General features: G+C 61.4%; 17 protein-coding genes. 15 read left to right on the plus strand and 2 right to left on the minus strand.

Annotated elements, in window-relative coordinates; genetic code table 11:
• From ABIT12_RS15075 to ABIT12_RS15090, 4 genes are all read left to right on the plus strand, one after another.
• On the plus strand, positions 1-641 hold a 641-nt coding region (locus ABIT12_RS15075), incomplete at its 5' end, for an ABC transporter ATP-binding protein (protein ID WP_348042125.1).
• Positions 642-677: 36 nt separating this feature from the next.
• On the plus strand, positions 678-1,727 hold the full coding sequence (locus tag ABIT12_RS15080; protein WP_348042126.1) for a sugar phosphate isomerase/epimerase: 1,050 nt from the start codon (positions 678-680) through the stop codon (positions 1,725-1,727).
• Positions 1,728-1,738: 11 nt separating this feature from the next.
• Positions 1,739-2,872, plus strand: a complete 1,134-nt coding sequence (locus ABIT12_RS15085) for a Gfo/Idh/MocA family oxidoreductase (protein WP_348042127.1) — start codon at positions 1,739-1,741, stop codon at positions 2,870-2,872.
• 70 nt (positions 2,873-2,942) lie between these two features.
• Complete coding sequence (locus ABIT12_RS15090; protein WP_348042128.1) at positions 2,943-3,791, plus strand: sugar phosphate isomerase/epimerase; 849 nt, start codon at positions 2,943-2,945, stop codon at positions 3,789-3,791.
• Between the two features lie 115 nt (positions 3,792-3,906).
• Here ABIT12_RS15090 and ABIT12_RS15095 read toward each other — a convergent pair whose 3' ends face one another.
• Positions 3,907-4,173, minus strand: a complete 267-nt coding sequence (locus ABIT12_RS15095) for a DUF2934 domain-containing protein (protein WP_348042129.1) — start codon at positions 4,171-4,173, stop codon at positions 3,907-3,909.
• Between the two features lie 65 nt (positions 4,174-4,238).
• The gene (locus tag ABIT12_RS15100) at positions 4,239-4,661 is read right to left on the minus strand and encodes a PRC-barrel domain-containing protein (protein WP_348042130.1); all 423 of its coding nucleotides are present in this window, start codon (positions 4,659-4,661) and stop codon (positions 4,239-4,241) included.
• Between the two features lie 184 nt (positions 4,662-4,845).
• On the opposite strand from ABIT12_RS15100, the gene ABIT12_RS15105 reads away from it, so the two are divergent.
• From ABIT12_RS15105 to ABIT12_RS15155, 11 genes are all read left to right on the plus strand, one after another.
• Complete coding sequence (locus tag ABIT12_RS15105) at positions 4,846-9,537, plus strand: NAD-glutamate dehydrogenase (RefSeq protein ID WP_348042131.1); 4,692 nt, start codon at positions 4,846-4,848, stop codon at positions 9,535-9,537.
• A gap of 224 nt (positions 9,538-9,761) precedes the next feature.
• The gene (locus ABIT12_RS15110; protein WP_348042132.1) at positions 9,762-10,721 is read left to right on the plus strand and encodes a class 1 fructose-bisphosphatase; all 960 of its coding nucleotides are present in this window, start codon (positions 9,762-9,764) and stop codon (positions 10,719-10,721) included.
• Between the two features lie 245 nt (positions 10,722-10,966).
• On the plus strand, positions 10,967-12,232 hold the full coding sequence (locus ABIT12_RS15115; protein ID WP_348042133.1) for an AGE family epimerase/isomerase: 1,266 nt from the start codon (positions 10,967-10,969) through the stop codon (positions 12,230-12,232).
• A gap of 50 nt (positions 12,233-12,282) precedes the next feature.
• Positions 12,283-13,068 carry an SDR family NAD(P)-dependent oxidoreductase gene (locus tag ABIT12_RS15120; protein WP_348042134.1) on the plus strand — a complete coding sequence of 262 codons (786 nt, stop codon included), beginning with the start codon at positions 12,283-12,285 and terminating at the stop codon, positions 13,066-13,068.
• A 212-nt stretch (positions 13,069-13,280) separates the two neighbouring features.
• Positions 13,281-14,147: a carboxylating nicotinate-nucleotide diphosphorylase gene (gene nadC, locus ABIT12_RS15125; protein WP_348042135.1), complete on the plus strand. Its 867-nt coding sequence runs from the start codon at positions 13,281-13,283 to the stop codon at positions 14,145-14,147.
• Between the two features lie 8 nt (positions 14,148-14,155).
• Positions 14,156-14,950, plus strand: a complete 795-nt coding sequence (gene cysQ / locus ABIT12_RS15130; protein WP_348042136.1) for a 3'(2'),5'-bisphosphate nucleotidase CysQ — start codon at positions 14,156-14,158, stop codon at positions 14,948-14,950.
• Positions 14,951-15,083: 133 nt separating this feature from the next.
• Positions 15,084-15,635 carry a PadR family transcriptional regulator gene (locus tag ABIT12_RS15135; RefSeq protein ID WP_348042137.1) on the plus strand — a complete coding sequence of 184 codons (552 nt, stop codon included), beginning with the start codon at positions 15,084-15,086 and terminating at the stop codon, positions 15,633-15,635.
• An 11-nt stretch (positions 15,636-15,646) separates the two neighbouring features.
• On the plus strand, positions 15,647-16,909 hold the full coding sequence (locus ABIT12_RS15140) for an efflux RND transporter periplasmic adaptor subunit (protein ID WP_348042138.1): 1,263 nt from the start codon (positions 15,647-15,649) through the stop codon (positions 16,907-16,909).
• Positions 16,906-20,226: an efflux RND transporter permease subunit gene (locus tag ABIT12_RS15145; RefSeq protein ID WP_348042139.1), complete on the plus strand. Its 3,321-nt coding sequence runs from the start codon at positions 16,906-16,908 to the stop codon at positions 20,224-20,226. The genes ABIT12_RS15140 and ABIT12_RS15145 overlap by 4 nt, the downstream gene beginning before the upstream one ends.
• Positions 20,227-20,347: 121 nt before the next feature.
• Positions 20,348-20,587, plus strand: a complete 240-nt coding sequence (locus tag ABIT12_RS15150; protein WP_348042140.1) for a type II toxin-antitoxin system Phd/YefM family antitoxin — start codon at positions 20,348-20,350, stop codon at positions 20,585-20,587.
• A gap of 2 nt (positions 20,588-20,589) precedes the next feature.
• Positions 20,590-20,976 (plus strand): type II toxin-antitoxin system death-on-curing family toxin, encoded by a 387-nt coding sequence (locus tag ABIT12_RS15155; protein ID WP_348042141.1) that lies wholly within the window; start codon positions 20,590-20,592, stop codon positions 20,974-20,976.
• Positions 20,977-21,285 lie beyond the last annotated feature (309 nt).

The following is a 21,285-nucleotide window of genomic DNA, read 5'->3' on the forward strand; positions in this document are numbered from 1 at the left end:
CCATTGGCCGCGCCATCGTGCGGGAGCCGAAGGTATTCCTGATGGACGAGCCGCTCTCGGCGCTCGATGCCAAGTTGCGCGAAGCGCTCCGCTCCGAGTTGAAAGACCTGCAGATGCGGCTGGGCGCGACCTTCATTTTCGTCACCCATGACCAAGTCGAAGCCATGACCATGGGCGACCGCATTGGCGTGCTCAACAATGGCAAGCTGGTGCAGGTGGGCACGCCGCAGCAGGTCTATTCCAGCCCGGTCAATACGTTCGTGGCCAGCTTTGTCGGCTCGCCGGCGATCAATCTGTTCAATGGCACGATCGCGGGCAATGCTGCCGTGGTGGCGCCGAAAACCTTCGAGCTGCCCCTCTCCGGCCAGAGTGCCGGGGAAGGCGCCTACACGTTTGGCATTCGACCGGAGGACGTTACCGTCGCCAGCGGGGCTCCGGTCGAAGCCAAAATCCACGACATCGAAAACCACGGCATCGAGAAGATCATCACCATGCGCGTCGGCGACAATCTGGTGCGGGCAGCCATTCCGGCCCGCAGCACGGTTGCGGTGGAGGAGACCGTGCGCTTTGGCTGGAACGCCGACAAGGTCATCCTGTTCGATGCGGTCAGCGGGCTTAACCTGGCACACAAGGCGGCATAAAAGACCAATAATAACAGTTACTTCTGGAGGATTTTTATGGCTTCCAACAACAATTATCCCAAACTGCATAATGCTGCCTGGCCCGGCGTCGTCGGCAAGGGATCGCCGGATAGCGAGCCGATCATTGCGCTTGATACGCTGCTGGAATTGACCAGCAAGGCCGAGTTCGAAGGCCAGAAATTTGACGGCATCGACCTGTGGCTGGCCGATCCGCATATCTCGATCGACAGCGACAAGGATGCGGTCAAACGCATGGTCGACCACATCGCCGGATACGGGCTCAAGGTCGGCTCGTTCGTGGCGCCGATCTGGGGGGGTGCCGGTGGCGGCTCAGCCATGGGCGACACCGACGATGTGAAACGCTTCCTCAGCCAGGTGCGCAAGGCCTCTTCTATCGGCAGGCAGATGCGTGATCTGGGCATTCGTCCGACCGGCGGCATCCGGATCGACAGCTCGACGGGCGTCGAGGCTTGGGACAAGGACCCCGAAGGCACCAAAAAGATTGCCGCCACCTTCAAGGAGGCCGGCAAAATCGCCCAGGAATATGGCGAGTTCGTCGTCATCGAGGGCGAAATCTGCTGGGGCGGCATGCATAGCTGGCGCGAAAACGTCAAACTGCTGGAAATGGTCGGCCTGCCTGGTGTGGTCGGCTATCAGGCCGACATGGCGCACTCGATGCTCTTCGTGCTCGGCGCCAATGCCGAAAAGGACCGCATCCTGCCCAAGGACTTTAACTGGTCCGACAAGGCCGCGCTTGATGCTGCCTATCACAAGGTTGCCGATGCTTTGCGCCCTTGGACGCTGGATTTTCACGTAGCGCAAAACGATGGCACCACTTTCGGCTCCGGCGACCACGAAAAGACCGGGCGGCACTGCCAGATCGACGATCCCAATGGCCGGCTCGACGTGACCAAGCATGCCGGATACTGGCTGCGCGATGGCAAGAACGAGTTAACCAAGGTGATGCGCCATATCTGCTGGGATGGCTGCATGTTCCCCAATGCGGTGATGGAAGCACAAACCACCTGGAACAAGGTGCTCGGCGCCATGGTCAAGGTTCGTGACGCCCATGGCTGGCGGGAATAGGAGCGAATGCAATGACCAAGACACTCAATATCGGCATGGTCGGCTATGGCTTCATGGCGCGCGCCCATTCCAACGCCTGGGCCAATGTTTCGCATTTCTTTGAAACCGGCTACCGCCCTGCCCTCAAGGCAATAGTTGGCCGCAATGTTTCCAAGGTGCGCCGGGTGGCCGACATGTTCGGCTATGAAAGCGTGGAGACCGACTGGCGCGTGCTGATTGAGCGCAAGGATATCGACGCCATCGATGTGTGCGTACCCAATGACCTGCACGCCGAAATCTCCATCGCCGCCGCCAAGGCCGGCAAGATGGTGCTGTGTGAAAAGCCGCTGGCCCGCACCGAGGCCGAAGGCCTGCCGATGGTCGACGCCGTCGAGAAGGCCGGCGTGCCCAATATGGTCTGGTATAACTATCGCCGCGTGCCAGCCGTGATGCTGATCAAGCAGATGGTGGAGAGCGGGCGCCTTGGGAAAATCTTTCACTACCGCGCCAAGTTCCTGCAGGACTGGACGATTTCGCCCGACGTGCCGCAGGGCGGCGCGGGCACCTGGCGGCTTGATGTGGAGGCGGCCGGCTCCGGCGTTACCGGGGACCTGCTGGCGCATTGCCTTGATACCGCGATCTGGATCAATGGCTCGCTCGATAGCCTGACGGCGATGACAGAAACCTTCGTCAAAGAGCGCAAGAATGCCGAGACGGGCGCGATGCAGCGGGTTGGCATCGATGATGCTGCGGCGGTTTTGACCCGGTTCCAGAACGGCTCGCTCGGCACCTTTGAATCGACCCGCTATGCCCGCGGCCACAAGGCCGGCTATACACTTGAAATCAATGGCGAAAAGGGCTCGTTGTCATGGGATCTGCATGACCTGAACCGGGTGCAGTTCTTCGACCATTCGGTGGCAGGCGCACAGCGCGGCTGGACCAATATCCTGGTCACCGATGGCGATCATCCGTATCTGGGCAAATGGTGGGTGCCCGGCCTGATTATCGGCTATGAGCACAGCTTCACCCATCAGGTCGCCGATTTCCTCGACGGGCTGAAAACCGGCAAGCCGGCCGCGCCCAGCTTCCGTGATGCGCTGGAAACGACGCGGGTGTGCGACGCCATCATTGCCTCGGGCAAGTCGGGGCAGTGGATTAGTCTGTAAGCTTGCCACAGGCTCGGTGTCATTCCCGCGATGGACAGAGGCACCGGACTGAATTGAGTTGGAACGCCTTATGAAACTCGGCTTCAACCTGCTCCTGTGGAGCACCTTTATCACTGACGAGCATCTGCCGATCATCGAACGGCTGAAGGCGACAGGCTATGATGGGGTGGAAATCCCGCTGTTCGAGGGCACGCCGGACCACTACGAAAAGCTGGGGCGTCACATCAAGGCGCTGGGGCTGGGCGTAACGGGCATTGGCGTAATGCCGGGGGGTGGCAAGAGCGCGGTATCGGCTGACAAGGCCGAACGCGACGCCGGGCTTGAGCATATCAAATGGATCATCGACTGCACCGCGGCTTTGGGTGGCGATCTCGCCGCCGGCCCGCTGCACCAGCCGCTGGGGCAGTTCTCGGGCGCTGGCGCAACAGATGACGAAAAGCAGCGGGTGGCCGAAGTCCACAAGGCGGCCGCGCAATATGCCGCCAGATCGAACATCAAGCTCTCGGTCGAGCCGCTCAACCGGTTCGAGTGTTATTTCCTTAACACCGCCGCGCAGGCGGCGGCGCTGGTCAAGGCCGTGGACGAGCCAAACTACGGTTACCTCTATGATACCTTCCATTTCAACATCGAGGAAAACTCGATGGTCGAGGTGATCCCGGCCACGATCAGCCAAATCAACCATGTCCATATTTCAGAAAACAATCGCGGGGCGCCCGGCGCCGGGCATATCGCCTTCCAGCCGGTGTTCGATGCGCTCAAGGACGCCGGCTATGATGGCTGGATGACCGTGGAGGCGTTTGGCTCCGCCCTGCCCGACTTGGCGGCGGCCACCAAAATCTGGCGGCCATTATTCGAGCGGCCAGAGCAGGTGTATGAGGGCGGTTACAAGCTGATGCGGGAGGGATGGGATCGGGCCTGAGGCCCGGCGGGCCTTTGATCAGGCCGCATCGTGAGCCTGTCGAGCGACGAGGGTGCGGCGCCCTCCCGGCCTATGCCATTGCTGTTTGACAGGCTCACCATGCGGCTCGATGGGGCTATTTTTCGGCCCGGGCGCGATACCAGAAATCATCGGCCCGGCCTTCCGGCGCACCGTTGCGCAGCCAGATGTCATAGGCGCGCTGGCGCAGATGCTGTTCATGCGCGCGCTGCCAGTAAAGGTCCGCCTGACCTTCGGGCCGTCCGTCCTGTTCCCAGAGGAAATAGGCGGTGTTGGTGATGGCTTCGTGCAGGTTTTCAAGAGACTGGTTCTCTTTGCCCTGCCCGGCGGTGTCGTCTGCGGTCCAATCCGGTTTTTCGCCCATTTCTCACTTTCGCATGCCGGAAAAATCCCGCCCGGAATCCGGGCGGGACGATCAGAACCGACGCTTTAAATCCAGTATGGCGAGACGCCATAGTAATCGTAGATAAGCCGGCCACGATCGCCATTGAGGTAATATTCCTCGGCATCATCGTATTTCGGCGCGTTGTCCAGCTGCTCGCGGGTAACATCGACCTTGTAGCCGCCGAGTTCTTCATCATAGGCGAGCTTGCCCCATGGCAGCGGATAATGATCATTACCGAGGCCAAGGAAGCCGCCGAAGCCGAGGACGGCATAGGCCACCTGGCCACTGCGCTTTTCGAGAAGAATGCGCTCGATATGGCCGATGTGGTCGCCATTGAGGGCATAGACCCTGGTGCCTTCGACCCGATCGCTGGCGATCAGATCATGGCTCACTTTCCGGTCGGTCTCGTTGACCAGCGCGGGATTGAAACCGCTTCCGAAAACCGTGCTTTGCGACTGGTTGCCCATAATCGTTCTCCATTGTTGCAACAGATAATGGAACAACGGCGGAGCGACTCCAGAGTTCCCCGAAATCGCTCCGGACGGCATCCGCGCTTGTGTCATTGCACTGCACCAAACGTCCCATAAGAAGCCGGGGGACAGTCAAGCAAACACCACCTAGACTTCACCTGTCATGCTGGGGAGAGAGCAATTGACCGATTCTGCCGCCAATGCGCGCACGCGCCTCATGGAACGTGCCGAAATCCTGTCGGCTTCCGAAATGGATTTTGCGCAATACCTGTCAGGCTTTGCGGAAACCACCGATCCGGACGACCTTGCGCGCTATGACATCGACGATTTCGTGACGCTCCTGCGGCACTCGTTCGCGCATCTGCGCGATGCCTCCCCCACCCAGAGCCGAACCTTTATCGAGGCGGCCGCCGATGGTTCGCTGGTGGTCGATGTGGTGTCGCCCGATACCCCGTTCATCGTCGACAGCGTGCTGGCGGCGCTGCGGGCCGCCGGGGGCGTGGTGCAGTTGTTTGCCCATCCGGTGGTGCAGCACGATGGCCACAATATCAGCATGCTGCATGTGCATAGCGAGCCGGTGGCCGATATCGCCGTGCTGCGCCGCGAAATCGAAACCGCCATGCTCGAAGTCGGCCGCGCTGTGCGCGACTGGCAAAAAATGCTGCACAAGGCGCGCGAAGCCTCCAGCGCGCTGCAAACCACCAAGGCCGTGCTGCATCCGGCGTTGCGCGACGAGGCGGCGTATTTCCTGGGCTGGCTCACCGAGCATAATTTCACTTTCCTGGGCACCCGCGAATATCGGCTGGTCGATGGCATGCATCTGGAGCCGATCGCGGGAAGCGGCCTCGGCATTCTGGAAGACACCGAGCTGAAATTCCTGCGTTCGGGTCCTGATTATGTGGAAATGACGCCGCAGCATGGCGAATTCCTCAAATCGCGCGACCCTTTGCTGGTGACCAAGGCCAATGTGCGGGCCCGCGTCCATCGCCGCGCCCACATGGATTATGTTGGTGTCAAACGCTTCGACGCCGACGGCAAGCTGACGGGCGAGCTGCGGATTCTGGGGCTTTACACTACGCTGGCGCTGGCCGCGCCGCATAGCGAAGTGCCGATCATCCGCCGCAAGATCAGCGCTGTAATGGCGCGGTCGGCGCTCGATCCGCGCAGCCATGCCGGCCGGGCGCTGCTGACCGCGCTGGACACCTATCCGCGCGACGAACTGTTCCAGATCGATGCCCATACGCTGTTCGACTATGCCAACGCCGTTGCCGGGCTGTATGACCGGCCTCGTGTGCGGGTCTTGCCGCGCATCGACCAGTTCGACAACTTCGTCTCGATCCTGGTCTATGTGCCGCGCGACCGCTACGACAGCGAGGTGCGCGTACGGATCAACGATTATCTGGCGCAGGTCTATGACGGCCGCATCTCGGCCTATTACCCCAACTTTCCGGAAGGCGAACTGGTCCGCCTGCACGTCATTATCGGGCGCAATGGTGGCGCCACGCCGCGCCCCAGCCGCGAGACGCTGGAAGGCCATATCGAGCAGCTGACGCGCAATTTTGGCGACATGCTGCTGGCTGCGGCGGCCGAACCATCTGAGGTCGCCGATTACCGCAATGCGTTCTCGGCCAGCTATGAATCCCGCAACACCGCCGAAGATGCGCTGGCTGACGTCTCAGTGCTGAAAACGCTGGAAGACGATGCCCGTATCGCCATCCGCCTGCGCAATCGACAGGGCCGCGACGGCAATCTGGGACTCAAGTTCTACCATCGCGGCAGCGCCATTCCGCTGAGCGACCGCGTGCCGATGCTGGAGCATTTCGGCTTCCGGGTGATCGATGAGCGCACCTATACCGTGGTGCCGCGCGATGGCGTCGAACGCTATATCCACGACATGGTGCTGGCCCCGATCGATGGCAGCAGCATCGATGTCGCCACCCATGGCAGGCCGATCGAAACCGGCTTGCTGGCAGTATGGGACGGCCAGGCGGAAAGCGACGGTTTCAACGCGCTGATCCTCAAGGCCGACCTGAGCTGGGACGATGCGGCGCTGCTGCGGGCTTTGGCGCGCTATCTGCGCCAGCTCAATATTTCCTACGGCCACCGCTATCTGGCGCAGGTGATGGTGGCGCAACCAGCTGCCGCCACGGCGCTGGTTTCCTTGTTCCACGCCCTTCACAACCCTGAGGTTGATGATCGCGAAACCGTGGCGCAGGCGGCTCGCGACAGCCTTGCGGCAGTGCTCGACGCGGTGACGTCGCTGGACGAGGACACCATCATCCGGCGCTTCCTCAACCTGATCGACGCCTCGGTGCGCACCAATGCCTATCAGCGCGACGCGAACGGCAACCGCCAGCCAGCTTTGGCGATCAAGTTCGATTGTGCCAAGGTCGATGGCATGGCGGCGCCCAAGCCGTTCCGCGAAATCTTCGTCTATTCGCCGCGCGTCGAAGGCGTGCATCTGCGCTTCGGCGCCATCGCCCGCGGCGGCATCCGCTGGTCGGATCGGCCGGAAGATTTCCGCACTGAAGTGCTGGGGCTGGTCAAGGCGCAGCAGGTCAAGAATGCGGTGATCGTGCCGGTTGGCGCCAAGGGCGGATTTTTCCCCAAGCGCCCCACCGCCGGGTTGGCGCGCGATGCGGTGATGGCCGAAGGCGTTGCCAGCTACACCATTTTCATCGGGTCGTTGCTCGACATCACCGACAATCTGGTGGGCGACACCGTCGTGCCGCCCGCTGATGTGCGGCGGCTCGATGGCGACGATCCGTATCTGGTGGTGGCCGCCGACAAGGGCACGGCGACATTTTCGGACACCGCCAATGCGATTGCGCTGGGGCGCGGCTTCTGGCTGGGCGATGCGTTCGCTTCTGGCGGTTCGGTGGGTTATGACCACAAGAAAATGGGCATCACTGCCCGGGGCGGCTGGGAAGCGGTGAAGCGTCATTTCCGCGAAATGGACCGCGACATCCAGACTACGCCGTTCACCGTTGCAGGCATCGGCGACATGTCGGGCCATGTGTTCGGCAATGGCATGCTGCTGTCGCCGCAGATCCATCTGGTCGCAGCGTTCGATCACCGCGACATCTTCATCGATCCGACGCCCGATCCCGTCACCAGCCTGGCTGAACGGCAGCGGCTGTTCGCCCTGCCCCGCTCAAGCTGGCAGGATTATGAAAAGGGCCTGATCTCGGCGGGCGGTGGGATTTATTCGCGCACGCTGAAGTCAATTCCGCTGACGCCTGAGGCACAGAAGGCGCTGGGGCTGACCGCTGCCAGTGCCACGCCGCAACAGGTGATGACGGCAATCCTGTGCGCCGAAGTCGATCTTTTGTGGTTTGGCGGCATCGGCACCTATATCCGCTCCAGCCAGGAAACCGATGCCGATGCGGGCGACCGCACCAATGACGCGATCCGCATCGCCGCCAATCAGGTGCGCGCCAAGGTGGTCGGCGAAGGGGCCAATCTGGGTGTCACCCAGCGCGGCCGCATCGAGTACGCCCTCAATGGCGGCGCCATCAATTCGGACGCCATCGACAACTCCGCCGGGGTGAATTCGAGCGATCTTGAAGTCAACATCAAGATCGCGGTCGGCCCGCTGCTCAAGGATGGCACTTTTACCCAGGAGCAGCGCAACGCCTTCCTCGCCACCATGACGCCGGAAGTGGCGGCGCTCTGCCTGCGCAACAATTACCTGCAGACGCTGGCGCTGTCGCTCAGCGAGCGGCAGGGACTGGCCGAACTGCCGGACCATCGCGAACTGATGCTGACGCTGGAAGCACGCGGCCTGCTCAGCCGGCGAGTGGAGTTTCTGCCCGCTGAATCGGTGATTGGCGAGCGCGCGGCGCGCGGCAAGGCCCTGACCCGGCCGGAACTGGCGGTGCTGCTGGCCTATGCCAAGCTGACACTTTATGCCGATCTGCTGGACTCCGATATTCCGGACGATCACAGCCTGACCAATGAGCTGTTCCGCTATTTCCCGGAAACGCTGCACCACAAGTATCCCGAAACCGTCATCACCCACCGGCTGCGCCGCGAGGTGATTGCCACCGTGCTGGCCAATGCCATCGTCAATCGCGGTGGCCCCGCCTTCGTCACCGAACTGATGGCGGCCACCAGTGCCGGCGTTGGCGATGTGGCCAAGGCCTATGTGACGACCCGCGATATCTATGGTTTGAGCGCGCTCAACGATCTGGTCGACGAGCTCGATGGCAAGGTGGCGGGCGCGGCGCAGCTGGCGCTGTATCAAAGCATCCGCACGCTGCTGCAACAGGAAGTGCTGTGGTTCCTGCGCAATAGCGACCTGACCCTGCCGCTGCCCGAGATCATCGAGCGCCATGCCAAGGGGGTGGCGACGCTGCGCGACCTGTTGCCGACACTGGTAGCGCCGGGGGTCAGCGAAAGCATCCGCGCCGCGATCGACAGCGCCAAGGCGGCGGGTGCTCCCGACGCCACGGCGCGCAAGATCGCCGAATTGCCGGTGCTGTCCTATGCCAGCGATATCGTGCTGGTGGGCGAACGCGGCGGCGTGTCGTTCAGCGAAGCGGCGCGGGCGTTTTTTGGCGTGTTTGCGATTTTCGACCTGTGGGCGGTATTGGCGCAGGGACGCGCCCTGGTGCTCGAAGACCGGTTCGACCGCATGGCGCTGGATCGGGCTCTGGCCAATCTGATGCGGGCGCAACGCGACCTGTCCATCGATGCGTTGTCTTCGGGGAAAGGTTCGGTCGAAGACCGGATTATGAACTGGAAGCAGTCGCGGGCGGCAGGGATCGAACGGGCGGCGGGGGCAGTCGCGGAACTGAAACAGGGACAATTGAGTGTGTCGCGCCTGTCGGTTGCTGCCGGGCTGCTCGGGGATTTGGCGCGGCGGTCATAAGACCAATCGACGCGCCTTCGCAGAGATCGTCACCTTTACCACCGCTCGTCACCCTCGGGCTTGACCCGAGGGCTCTTGGCAGCATCGTAAGCACCCTCGGGTCAAGCCCGAGGGTGACGAGCGGTGGGGCGGAGGGAATTGCCCCCATCCGAAAGTCGCCCTTGCCTACCCCATACCAATCGCGACAGTAGCTGACACTGATAGTTCCAATTTCAAGGTGCCCAATGTCCTCGCCCAAGACGCTTTCGCAATGGCTGGAGACTGCCGCACCATCGCCTGCGCTTTCCGGGATCATTGTCACCATCGCGGCGGCCTGCGCGGAAATCGGCGGCGTACTGCGCACGGCGCCCACTGACGGGCTGGCTGGGGCCACGGACCACACCAATATCCAGGGCGAGACCCAGAAACAGCTCGACGTCGTTTCAAACGACATATTTATCAAGCACATACGCCAAAACGTCGACATCCAGATTCTGGTGTCGGAAGAGCTGGATGAAGCGCTTCACATCGAGAATCAAGGCGGCTATGCCATTGCCTGCGATCCGCTCGACGGCAGTTCAAATCTGGACGTAAACGTCACTGTGGGCTCGATTTTTTCGGTTCTGGCGATCCAATCTGCCGCCGATATCCTGCAGCCGGGCAGCAAACAGCTCGCCGGTGGCTACGCGGCCTATGGCCCTTCCACCAGCCTGGTTCTGAGCTTCGGGACATCGGTCGCCGTGTTCACGCTGGGCAATGACGGGGTGTTCAGGCTGGACAAGGACAACGTCAAAGTCCCCGCCGCCTCGGCCGAATATGCCATCAACGCCGCGCGCTACCGGTTCTGGGACGCCGCGACCAAAGCCTATGTCGACCAGAACGTGGCGGGTGAAACCGGCGCGGCCGGCAAGCGCTTCAACATGCGCTGGATCGGCTCGATGGTGGCCGACATTCACCGCATCCTGATGCGCGGCGGCATTTTCCTCTATCCGCTCGACAGCGAAACCCTGGCCAAGGGCGGCCGCCTGCGGCTGATGTATGAGGCCAGTCCGATGGCCCTGTTGATCGAAGCGGCCGGTGGCGCGGCATCGACCGGGCATGGGCGTATTCTCGAAGTGCAGCCGAATGGAATTCACCAGCGGATTCCGGTGATTTTGGGCTCGCGCGATGAGGTGGCGCGGATCGAGGCGCTGTACCGGCAGTAGCTTCGCGTGTGCTGCCCCACCCCCACCCATCCTCCCCCCTCGAGGGGGAGGTGCCGGGCCGGTGGGTGTGACTGGATATTGCCCAGAACGCGATGCAGCACCTCCCCCTTGATGGGGAGGTTGGGAGGGGGTGGGGCAGTAATCCACCGGCGCCTCCATCCACAAATTGCAACGTTGCCGCGCTGCCGATATAGATGCTGCCAATCAATGAGGAACCGGCGGCTGCGCCGGTCTGGGAGCGCGCTATGTCTGAATATTCCGGTCTGCTGCCGTCCACCAATTCGGGCCAGTGGACCGCACGGCCATTTCACCGCCAGTGGCTGATGCGCCAGGCCAATAATCTGTTCGATTTCTTCGAAAAGTCCTCGATCAATCCGCGCGGCGGCTTTTTCGAACTCGATGATGCCGGCCAGCCGCTGAGCGCCGACAACTCCACCCGCCAGGTCCACACCACCACGCGCATGGTCCACAGCTTTGCCGTCGGCAGCCTGCTGGGCCGCCCCGGGTCGGACGAATTCGTCGATCACGGCATGCGCTACATTTGGGAAAACCACCGCGACGCCAAGCACGGTGGCTATGTCTGGTCGCTGGACAATGGCGGCGTGGTCGATGGCATCAAGCAGGCCTATGGCCATGCCTTCGTGCTGCTGGCCGCTTCGAGCGCCAAGCTCGCCGGCCATCCGCTGGCCGACAAGATGCTGGCCGATGTGACCGAGATCATCAATACCCGCTTCTGGGACGACAAGCGTGGCGTGGTCAACGAGCAGTTCAACCAGGACTGGTCCGAGATCGACAACTATCGCGGCCAGAACTCCAACATGCACATGACCGAAGCGCTGATGGCGGCGTTTGAGGCTACCGGCGACAAGGCGTACCTGGAAAAGGCCGAACGCATTGCCGCGTTCATCATCGGCAAGCATGCGGCGAGCCTGAATTATCGGGTTGCCGAGCATTTCGATGCGGACTGGAACCTCGACAACTTCTATCTCGGCAACGAGATGTTCCGTCCGGCCGGCAGCACTCCCGGCCACGCGCTTGAATGGTCGCGCCTGTTGTTGCAACTGTGGATTTTGGGCAGCAAGCGGCTGGACTGGCTGACCGATGCCTCGCGAAAGCTGTTCCGCCAGGCGATTGACCTCGGTTGGGACAAGCAGCATGGCGGCTTTTTCTATACGCTGGAATGGGACAATACCCCGCGCATGACCGAGAAACTGTGGTGGCCGGTCAGCGAAGCCATCGGCGCGGCAGCTTTCCTCTGCGCCTATGACCGGGAGCAGTATTTCCAGGTCTGGTATCGCAAGCTGTGGGATTTCGCCGCCAACCACGTGATCGATAACGAACGGGGCGGCTGGCGTTCGGAACTGTCGATTGACCTGAAGCCGACATCGCGCCTGTTCAACGGCAAGCCGGACATTTATCACGCGCTGCAGGCCTGCCTGATCCCGCTCTATCCCGCTATCGGCAGCCTGACCCATTCGATCATCGTCACCGACAAGACCAAGCCGTTCTAAACGGGACTATTTCCCGCTCCGCGCGTTAAGCGACCAAAACGGAGCGAGACATGAATGATCTGATCGGCAAAGTGGCGCTGGTGACCGGCGCAGGGTCTGGCATCGGCAAGGCTTCGGCGCTGGCATTGGCCAAAGCAGGCGCCGCCGTGGCGGTGATGAGCCGCACGGCCAAGGAGATCAGGGCGACAGCGGCCGAGATCGAGGCGGCAGGCGGCAAGGCGCTGGCGGTGACCGGCGATGTGTCGAGCGAAGCCGACATGGCTGCGGCGATCAAGGCGATCATTTCGGGGTTCGGGCGGCTCGACATCGTGGTGGCCAATGCCGGGATCAACGGGGTCTGGGCGCCGATCGAGGACCTGAAGCCCAAGGAATGGGACCAGACCATCGGGATCAACCTGCGCGGCACTTATATGACGCTGCATCTGGCGATTCCACACCTGAAGCGGGCCGGTGGCGGGGCCATCGTGGTGGTGTCTTCGATCAACGGCAACCGGACTTTTACCACGCCAGGCGCTTCGGCCTATGCGGCGACCAAGGCGGCGCAGGTGGCGATGGTGCAGCAACTGGCGCTGGAACTGGGTGATGACGGCATCCGTATCAACGCGGTCTGCCCGGGAGCGATCGAAACACAGATCGACGACAATACCGACAAGCGCCGGTCCAAGGCTGCCGAAGTGCCGGCGGTATTCCCCGAAGGCGATGTGCCGATTACCGGCGGGGAGCCGGGGCGCAGGGAAGATGTGGCGGAACTGGTGCTGTTTTTGTGCGGCAATGGTTCAAGGCATATCACCGGCACGCCGGTTTATATCGATGGCGGGCAGAGTTTGTTGCGGTGAGTTATTGCCAGCTTCCCCAACCACCAGACGGCACCTCCCCATTGATGGGGGAGGCTGGGAGAAGGTCCTCCCACCCTTGATCCGTCCCCACGGAGGGGGAGGGTCTCGGCTGAGAGATTTCGGCTAAGCAGATTCGATAACGTGCCCTGCCCCGACCATTGCAACTGCCTCCCTGCCCGCGTACATCACCGGCAGCGCAAAAAGAGTCCGCAATGTCCGCCTTTCCCGCCCAGCTTTCCCGCCTGATTGTCGAGCGCGCCGTCACGGCTGCGCTAGAAGAGGACCTGGGGCTGGCTGGCGATCTGACATCGCAGGCGACGCTGTCGCCGACCGATATGGCAATTGCCTTGCTGTCATCGCGCGAAGCCGGGGTGATTGCCGGGCTGGATCTGGCGGCAGCCGCGTTCCGGTTGATCGGCGACGGGGTGATCTTTGCCGCGCAGGTCAATGATGGCGATCGCGTTTCGCCCGGCGATGTGGTTGCGCGGGTCTCCGGTCCGGCGCGCCTCGTGATGTCCGCCGAGCGCGTGGCACTGAATTTTCTTAATCCGCTCAGCGGCATTGCCACGCTGACCCGACGTTTTGTCGATGCGGTGGAGGGCACCAAGGCCCGCATCTGCGATACGCGCAAGACCACGCCGGGCCTGCGCGCCTTCCAGAAATACGCCGTGCGCTGCGGTGGTGGCGCCAATCACCGCTTCAGCCTCGATGACGCGATCCTGATCAAGGACAACCACATCGCCGTGGCGGGCAGTGTCACCGCTGCCTACAAGGCCGCCGAGGCCTATGCCGGGCATCTGGTGGCCATCGAAATCGAAGTCACCACTCTGGTCGAGTTTGAAGAGGCGCTGGCCGCCGGTGCCCGCGTGGTGCTGCTCGACAATATGGACAACGCCACGCTGCGGCAGGCCGTTGGTCTGAACAAGGGTCGCGCCCGGCTTGAAGCATCGGGCGGAGTCAAACTCGACCGGGTGCGGTCGATCGCCGAAACCGGGGTCGACTATATTTCCAGCAGCCAGATCACCATGGCGGCGCCGCCGCTTGATCTCGGTCTCGATGTTGAAATTTTACGTAAATGAACCAGTCCATGATTGACCTGATGGTTGAGGCGTCCATCGCCGCGGCGAAAATTATCAATGAAGTCTATGCGCGACCCATCGCCGCAGAAAAAAAGGCCGACGGCTCTCCGGTGACCATTGCCGATGCTGCCGCCGAGGAAGTCATTCTGGACTTTCTGGCCAAAACCGGCCTGCCGGTGCTGGCCGAGGAAAGCGCCGCTGCCGGACTGATCCCGGTATTGGGCGAGCGCTATTTCGTGGTCGATCCGCTCGATGGCACCAAGGAGTTCATCAAGCGCAATGGTGAGTTCACCGTCAACATCGCCCTGGTGGAAAACGGCCGCCCGATCGCCGGCGTGGTGCTGGCGCCGGTGACCGGGGAAACCTTTATCGGCTCAGCCGAGGGCGCTTATGCCTGCAATACATTCTCTGGTGTTGTAGAAAATAAGCGTTCTATTTCAGTGGCTTCCGGCGGGCCGCTGCGGATCGTCGCCAGCCGCTCGCACGGCCACAAGGCGCTGGCAGCATTGTGCGAACGGATGGACGTGGCGAGCGACGTGTCGGTCGGCTCATCGCTCAAGTTCTGCCTGCTGGCGCGGGGCGACGCCCAGCTTTACCCGCGATTTACCCCGACTTGCGAATGGGATACCGCTGCCGGCCAAGCCGTGCTTGAAGCAGCGGGCGGCGCGGTGGTGACGCTGGATGGGGAACCATTGCGCTATGGCAAGGCCAGCGAACGGTTCTACAATCCGTTCTTCGTGGCGGCCGCCAGCCTCGAACTGGCCCGCAAAACCGCGCTTGAGATGGCGCTGCTGACGGCGTAAACCGCCCTGCAGCGAAACCTGCTCTTAACGCAACCCACCGATGACTGGTTGCAGCAACCTTGCGTGTATCTGTCCTTGCCTATATAGGACCGACATATAACGGACCAGCATATGGTCCTCAAGGTTAGCTCATATGAACGTCAGAACCCTCTGCTTGTCCATCCTCTATGAGGGTGAAGCAACCGGATACGAGATCCGCCGCCTGTCCGTCGAAGGGGAATCCTCCTACTTCGTCGAGGCCAGCTATGGCTCGATCTATCCGGCGCTGGCCAAGCTGGAAGATGACGGTCTGGTCTCCAGCCGTATCGAACCGCAGGACGGCAAGCCGGCCCGCAAGGTTTACTCGATTACCGATGCTGGCCGCGAGGAATTCGTCGCTGCACTGCATGAGCCGCTGGCCGAAGAAGTGTTCCGCAGTCCGTTCCTGTTGTTCGCACGCTTTGCCCATCTGCTGCCGTGCGAACTGGTGCGGTCGCGGCTGGAAGACCAGCTGAACAAGACCATCGAGAAGAAGAAGAGACTGATAGACCTGCTTGAGGAGCGCACCACCAGTGCTTCTGACGCATGGGTCATTAGCTATGGGCGTGCCATCATGGCCGTTGCAGAACAACACATGCGCACCCATATGCACGAACTGATCACTTTGGCGCGATCTGAGCCCGCCAAAAAGGACGCAGCCGAATAAGGGGCATTTGAATGCGAGCATATATTTCCTACGGCGTGGCCGGCGGTATTCTGATTTTGGCGGGCGCGTGGCTGGCCACCGGTACGCTGGTTGTTGGCGGCAGTGGGCCGGGCAAGGGCGAAAAGCCCCTGATTGCAGTGGTCGAAGGCAAGTCGGATGGTCCAATCGCCCAGTCGCTGGGCAAGGCCGGACTGCTGGCCGAAGCAGAGCATCAGGAAGGCGCCAGCGATCCGAAGCTGACCATCCAGGAACGCACGGCGGAAACCACCGGCGCGGCCATGCCGCTGCAATCGGTGCGCACCGTGACCTACATTGCCAAGCCGATGGCTATCGAAGTGCCGGTCCGTGGCCGCACCAAGGCGAAGGCCTCGGTCAGCGCGGTCGCTGAAACCTCGGGCATCGTCGACAAGGTGCATGTGCGCAAGGGCCAGCAGGTCGCCGTTGGCGACAAGCTCTGCACCCTGGACCAAGGCACGCGCAACGCGGCTGTGGCCCAGGCAAATGCCGGGCTGGCGCAGGCCAATGCTGGCCTCGATAAAGCTCAGTCCGATTTCGATACCGGCGCGGAGCTGATCAAGAAGGGCCTTGCTGCTGCCAATACCTCGCGTCCATTCGATGTTGCACTCAGCGCTGCCAAGGCCGGTGTCACTTCGGCGCAAGCCGCACTGGATAATGCCAAGGCCGAACTTGATCGCACCATCATCGTTGCCAAGGTTGCCGGCATCATTCAGGACCCGCTGACCTCGGAAGGCACCATGCTGGCACCGGGCGCCCCGTGCGCCACCATCGTTCAGCTTGATCCGATGGTGTTTGTCGGCCAGGTGCCGGAAGCCAAGATCGGCCTGGCCAAGATCGGCCTCTCCGCCGTGGTCACCCCGATCAGTGGCCAGAGCATCAAGGGCACCGTGACGTACATTTCATCGACCGCCGACGCTGCGACCCGGTCGTTCCCGGCTGAAATCGAATTCCCCAATGCCGATGGTGCGGTCCGCGATGGCATTACTGCCGAAGCCACCGTCAGCATGGGTTCTGCTCCGGCGCAGCTGCTGCCACAATCTGTCCTGACGCTCAACGATGATGGCGTGCTTGGCGTCAGCACGGTCGAAGGCGGCAAGGTCAAGTTCTATGCCGTGCAAATTGCCAGCGACACGCGTGATGGTGTGTGGGTTCTGGGCCTGCCGCTCAAGTCCGACGTGATCACGTTGGGCCAGGAATATGTCAAGGATGGCCAATCCGTGGCCGCTACCAATGTGCAAGAGGGAACGCCGTCATGATGAACCTCCTCGAACGCATCCTGCGGATGCCGCGCGTGGTGCTGACCGTGATGGCGCTGCTGCTGCTCGCGGGGTTTAGCGCCTATATAACGTTGCCGAAGGAAAGCTTCCCGGCAATCGACATTCCATATTTCTACGTTTCGGTCAGCCAGACTGGCGTGTCGCCGCGCGACGCCGAGCAATTGCTCGCCAAGCCGATCGAAGACCGCGTCAAGGAAATCGACGGGCTGGAAAACTACTCGACCACCTCGACCACCGGCCATGCGTCGGTGTTCCTGGAATTCAACGTCAATGCCAACAAGGACAAGGCGCTGTCTGATATCCGCGCCAAGCTGGATGGCATTTCGGGCGAGCTGCCTGACGATGCGACCGAGCCGACCGTGACCGAAATCTCGTTCTCGGACACGCCGTCGATCTCGGTAGCCGTCTATGGCAACGTGCCCGAACGTGAACTGGTGCGGCGCGCCAAGGATCTGCAGGACGAACTGGAAAACATCAAAGACGTCCAGAGCGTCAAGATTTCCGGCTCGCGCGACGAAGTCCTCGAAGTCACCATCGACCTGAACCGCCTGGAAACCTATGGTTTGACGGCGGCACAGCTGTTTGATGCTCTGGCCAAGAACAATATGGTGGTTCCCGGCGGCACGCTGGATACCGGCAAGGGTTCGTTCAACGTCGAAGTCCCCGGCCTGATCAAGAATGCGCAGGACATCTATTCCCTGCCGCTCAAGACCAGCGGCGATACCGTCGTCACCTTTGGCGACGTCGCCAACATTACCAAGACCTTTGAAGATGCGACCTCCTACGCGCATGTGAACGGCCAGCCGGCCATCACCTTGGGCGTGGTGAAAAAGCTCGGCACCAACGTCATCAACGTCTCCGATGAAGTGCGCGCCAAAACCACCGAGTTCGTCAAATCCTGGCCAACGGGCATCCAGACCAGCTTCCTGATCGATCAGGCAGATACCACCAAGGGTCTGTTCCGTTCGCTTGAAGCCGCCGTTCTGACCGCCGTTGCGCTGGTGATGATCACCTGCGTGGCGACGCTGGGCGTGCGCCCTGCCCTGATGATCGGCATGTCGATCCCGATCTCGTTCATGATCGCCTTCCTCGTGGTGCAGATGCTGGGCATGACCATCAACATGATGATCATGTTCGGGCTGGTGCTGGCGGTGGGGGTGCTCGTCGACGACCCGATTGTGGTGGTGGAATACGCGGAGCGAAAGCTGCAGGAGGGCGTTCCGAAGAAGGAAGCCTTCATCATGGCGGCCAAGAAGATGTTCGTGCCGGTGGCCGGCGCTACCTTTACGACGCTGGGCGCCTTCGTGCCGCTGCTGTTCTGGCCGGGCATTATCGGCAAGTTCATGAGCTATCTGCCGATCATCGTGATCGTGGTGATGATTGCCTCGCTGGTTTCGGCGCTGATTTTCATGCCGATCATCGGCGCGTTCATCGCCTCCAGCCATGTCGATGAAAAGTCGCGCGAAGCGGCCGACATCGTCATGTATGCCGACAAGTTTGATCCTAAGAAGGTCAAGGGCCTGACGGGTGTCTATGTGCGCACCATGGCGCACCTGATGCACCAGCCGATCCTGACGCTGGGGATCGGGTTCACGCTCGTCGCCATCATGTTCTACGCCTACATTTCCCATCCGACCGGCTCCGAGGCCTTCCCGGCTTCTGAACCTGAATTCGGTACGGTGAACGTGGTCGCCCGCGGCAATTACTCGCCGATCGAAATCCGCGACATGCTGGTGGAGGTCGAAGACCAGCTGCTGCAGGTGCAGGGCATCCAGGACGTGATCATGAGCTTTGGCGGCCAGGGTGGCTTCGGCGGCGGCTCTGCTCCGCCCGACACCATTGGCTCGTTCAACCTGCAGCTCGTGACCTACAAGGATCGCGTCAAGGCCGAACAGATCTTCCAGGAAATCCGCAAGCGGGTTGCTGGTATCTCGGGTCTGCAGGTGCAGATCGCGGCTGAAGAAAATGGCCCGCCAGCCGGCAAGGCTGTCAACCTGCGCGTCGAAAGCACCGTCTATGACGACCTGGCGCCGACCGTGGCCAAGCTGCGTGACTATGTGCAGAACCAGTTGGGCAACACCATCGACGTCGAAGACGGTCGCCCGTCGCCCGGCATTGACTGGGAAGTGACCATCGATCGCGTCGAAGCCGCCAAATACGGCATCGGCGTGCGCGAGCTGTCGCCTTACGTGCAGCTGGTGACCTCCGGCGTGAAGCTGGGCAGCTATCGTCCTGACGATGGCGGCGACGAACTCGATATCCGCGTTCGCCTGCCCAAGGCAGAACGCACGTTCGATGCCCTTGATTCCCTGCGTATCGTTACCGCACAGGGCCTCATCCCGGTTTCGAACTTCATTACCCGTACCGCAGTGCCCAAGGTTGCCAATATTGCCCGTCGAAATGGCGTCTATGCCATGACCGTCGCGGCCAATCTGGAACCGGGTTTTGCCTCTGACGACAAGATCAAGCAGCTCAAGGCCTGGGAAGCGACCCAGACCTGGCCGTCGACGGTCAAAATCGTCTATGGCGGCGCGGCTGAACAGGTTGACGATACCAACGCCTTCATCGTGTCGGCGTTCGGGGCGGCAATGTTCCTGATCTTCTTTGTGCTGCTGCTGGAGTACAACAGCTTCTACCAGGTGCTGGTCACGCTCTCGACGGTGATCATGTCTCTGGCCGGTGTGCTGCTGGGCATGCTGGTGACCGGCATGAGCTTCTCGGCAATCATGACCGGCCTGGGCATCGTGGCGCTGGCAGGTATCGTGGTGAAAAACGGTATCGTGCTGATCGACACCTACAATCACTACAACCGCGACGAGAAGGTTGAGCCGGTCAAGGCGATGCTGATCACCACCGCACAGCGCGTGCGGCCGGTGCTGCTCACCGCCACTGTGACGGCGCTGGGCGTGATCCCGATGGCGATGAACGTCGAATTCGACTTCATCCGCCGCGAGATCGTGGTCGGCGGTATTGCCGGTTCGTGGTTCATCCATCTGTCAGCAGCGCTGGTTTCGGGCCTGTTCGTCTCCACTGCCCTGACGCTGATCATGGTGCCAGTGATGGTGGTGGCCCCGAACGTGCTCAAGGGCCAGATCGGCTGGCTCTGGGGCGTTGTGCGCAAGCCATTCCGCCGCTCGCAGGCGGTGGCTACGCCGGCCGGCTTTGATGGCGTTGCCGTCGAAATCCCGGGCGACGCAGACAGCGCCAAGCGCTACATCGTCCGCAAGGACAGCGGCCTGGTGGAAACCGACGAAAACGGCGTCACCGTCGTCAGCCGCCCGGAAGCTGCCGAATAGGCACTACGACAAGAATGACAAAGGCCCGCAGCAATGCGGGCCTTTTTGTTTGTGAGGCTTGAATTTTTGTCCAAATTAGCTATTTTAGCGATCAGCTAATTTAGCCAATTGGAGATTGCCGATGGCGAATATCACCGCGACCGAAGCCAAGAACAAATTTGGCCAGGTTCTGGAAATGGCTCAGGCTGAGCCCGTCCGCATCCAGAAAAATGGCCGCGATGTCGCCATCGTGCTATCTCCGGAACAGTATGGCGCGCTGTTGGCGAATAGGGATGTCCCTAAGGTCAATCCGCTGGTCATGACGTTGCACGCCCAAAGCGTCAAACGCTGGGGCAAGGTTTATGAAGCCTTGGCGAAATAGCCATGAGCCTGCCGATCTATCTGACGATTGAAGACGTGCTCTGGATTCACGACGAACAATTGCGACTTTATGGCGGCGCAGCCGGCGTGCGGGACGAAGGCCTGGTGATGTCCGCGCTGTTGCGCCCGCAGACTGGATATTACGCCGACATCATCGAAGAGGCCGCTGCGTTGTGGGAGAGCCTTGCAATGAACCACGGCTTTATCGACGGCAACAAGCGCGTAGCCTTTGCCAGCACCATTATCTTCTTGCAAGTCAACGGCGTCCAACCAACCGGCACCGAGCAGGAGTGGATCGACTTCATCTATGGCAATCTCGAAGCCGGGACCTTCCGCAAGGAAGTGCTGGAACGTTGGCTGCACGAACACACGGAACCATTGCAGTCTTAGTCTGGTTCGCCCTGGCTAATGTGCGAGAGCAAGTCGTCTGTCATCGGGTCATTCCCGATCATCGAGCAACTGCATCCCGGCCTGCGCCGGAATGACGTCGGGGCGTGAACAAAACTACGCACCAAACGCAACAAATCCCCCTCCCACCGCCCCGTGTCATACTGCCCGCATCAGTCTTGCCTGACGGTGTTGCAACGGCCAATGACAAGACGACTGCCGGGAGAGGGAGGGACCGTGCCTTCCTTGGGCGTATGGGCCATGAGCCTGGACAGCGCAAAGTCCGGCACTGAGCGCCATCGCCATAAATCC

The sequence above is a fragment of the Devosia sp. genome, assembly GCF_039927955.1.
Taxonomy (GTDB): Bacteria; Pseudomonadota; Alphaproteobacteria; order Rhizobiales; family Devosiaceae; genus Devosia.

Excerpts from the sequence above, each read along its gene's own strand:
- ABIT12_RS15100 (WP_348042130.1), bottom strand. The coding sequence starts at position 4,661 with ATGGGCAACCAGTCGCAAAGCACGGTTTTCGGAAGCGGTTTCAATCCC.
- ABIT12_RS15110 (WP_348042132.1), top strand. The coding sequence starts at position 9,762 with ATGTCCTCGCCCAAGACGCTTTCGCAATGGCTGGAGACTGCCGCACCA.
- ABIT12_RS15095 (WP_348042129.1), bottom strand. The coding sequence starts at position 4,173 with ATGGGCGAAAAACCGGATTGGACCGCAGACGACACCGCCGGGCAGGGC.
- ABIT12_RS15090 (WP_348042128.1), top strand. The coding sequence starts at position 2,943 with ATGAAACTCGGCTTCAACCTGCTCCTGTGGAGCACCTTTATCACTGAC.
- ABIT12_RS15080 (WP_348042126.1), top strand. The coding sequence starts at position 678 with ATGGCTTCCAACAACAATTATCCCAAACTGCATAATGCTGCCTGGCCC.
- ABIT12_RS15135 (WP_348042137.1), top strand. The coding sequence starts at position 15,084 with ATGAACGTCAGAACCCTCTGCTTGTCCATCCTCTATGAGGGTGAAGCA.
- nadC (WP_348042135.1), top strand. The coding sequence starts at position 13,281 with ATGTCCGCCTTTCCCGCCCAGCTTTCCCGCCTGATTGTCGAGCGCGCC.
- ABIT12_RS15115 (WP_348042133.1), top strand. The coding sequence starts at position 10,967 with ATGTCTGAATATTCCGGTCTGCTGCCGTCCACCAATTCGGGCCAGTGG.
- ABIT12_RS15120 (WP_348042134.1), top strand. The coding sequence starts at position 12,283 with ATGAATGATCTGATCGGCAAAGTGGCGCTGGTGACCGGCGCAGGGTCT.
- cysQ (WP_348042136.1), top strand. The coding sequence starts at position 14,156 with ATGATTGACCTGATGGTTGAGGCGTCCATCGCCGCGGCGAAAATTATC.
- ABIT12_RS15145 (WP_348042139.1), top strand. The coding sequence starts at position 16,906 with ATGATGAACCTCCTCGAACGCATCCTGCGGATGCCGCGCGTGGTGCTG.
- ABIT12_RS15150 (WP_348042140.1), top strand. The coding sequence starts at position 20,348 with ATGGCGAATATCACCGCGACCGAAGCCAAGAACAAATTTGGCCAGGTT.
- ABIT12_RS15085 (WP_348042127.1), top strand. The coding sequence starts at position 1,739 with ATGACCAAGACACTCAATATCGGCATGGTCGGCTATGGCTTCATGGCG.
- ABIT12_RS15140 (WP_348042138.1), top strand. The coding sequence starts at position 15,647 with ATGCGAGCATATATTTCCTACGGCGTGGCCGGCGGTATTCTGATTTTG.
- ABIT12_RS15155 (WP_348042141.1), top strand. The coding sequence starts at position 20,590 with ATGAGCCTGCCGATCTATCTGACGATTGAAGACGTGCTCTGGATTCAC.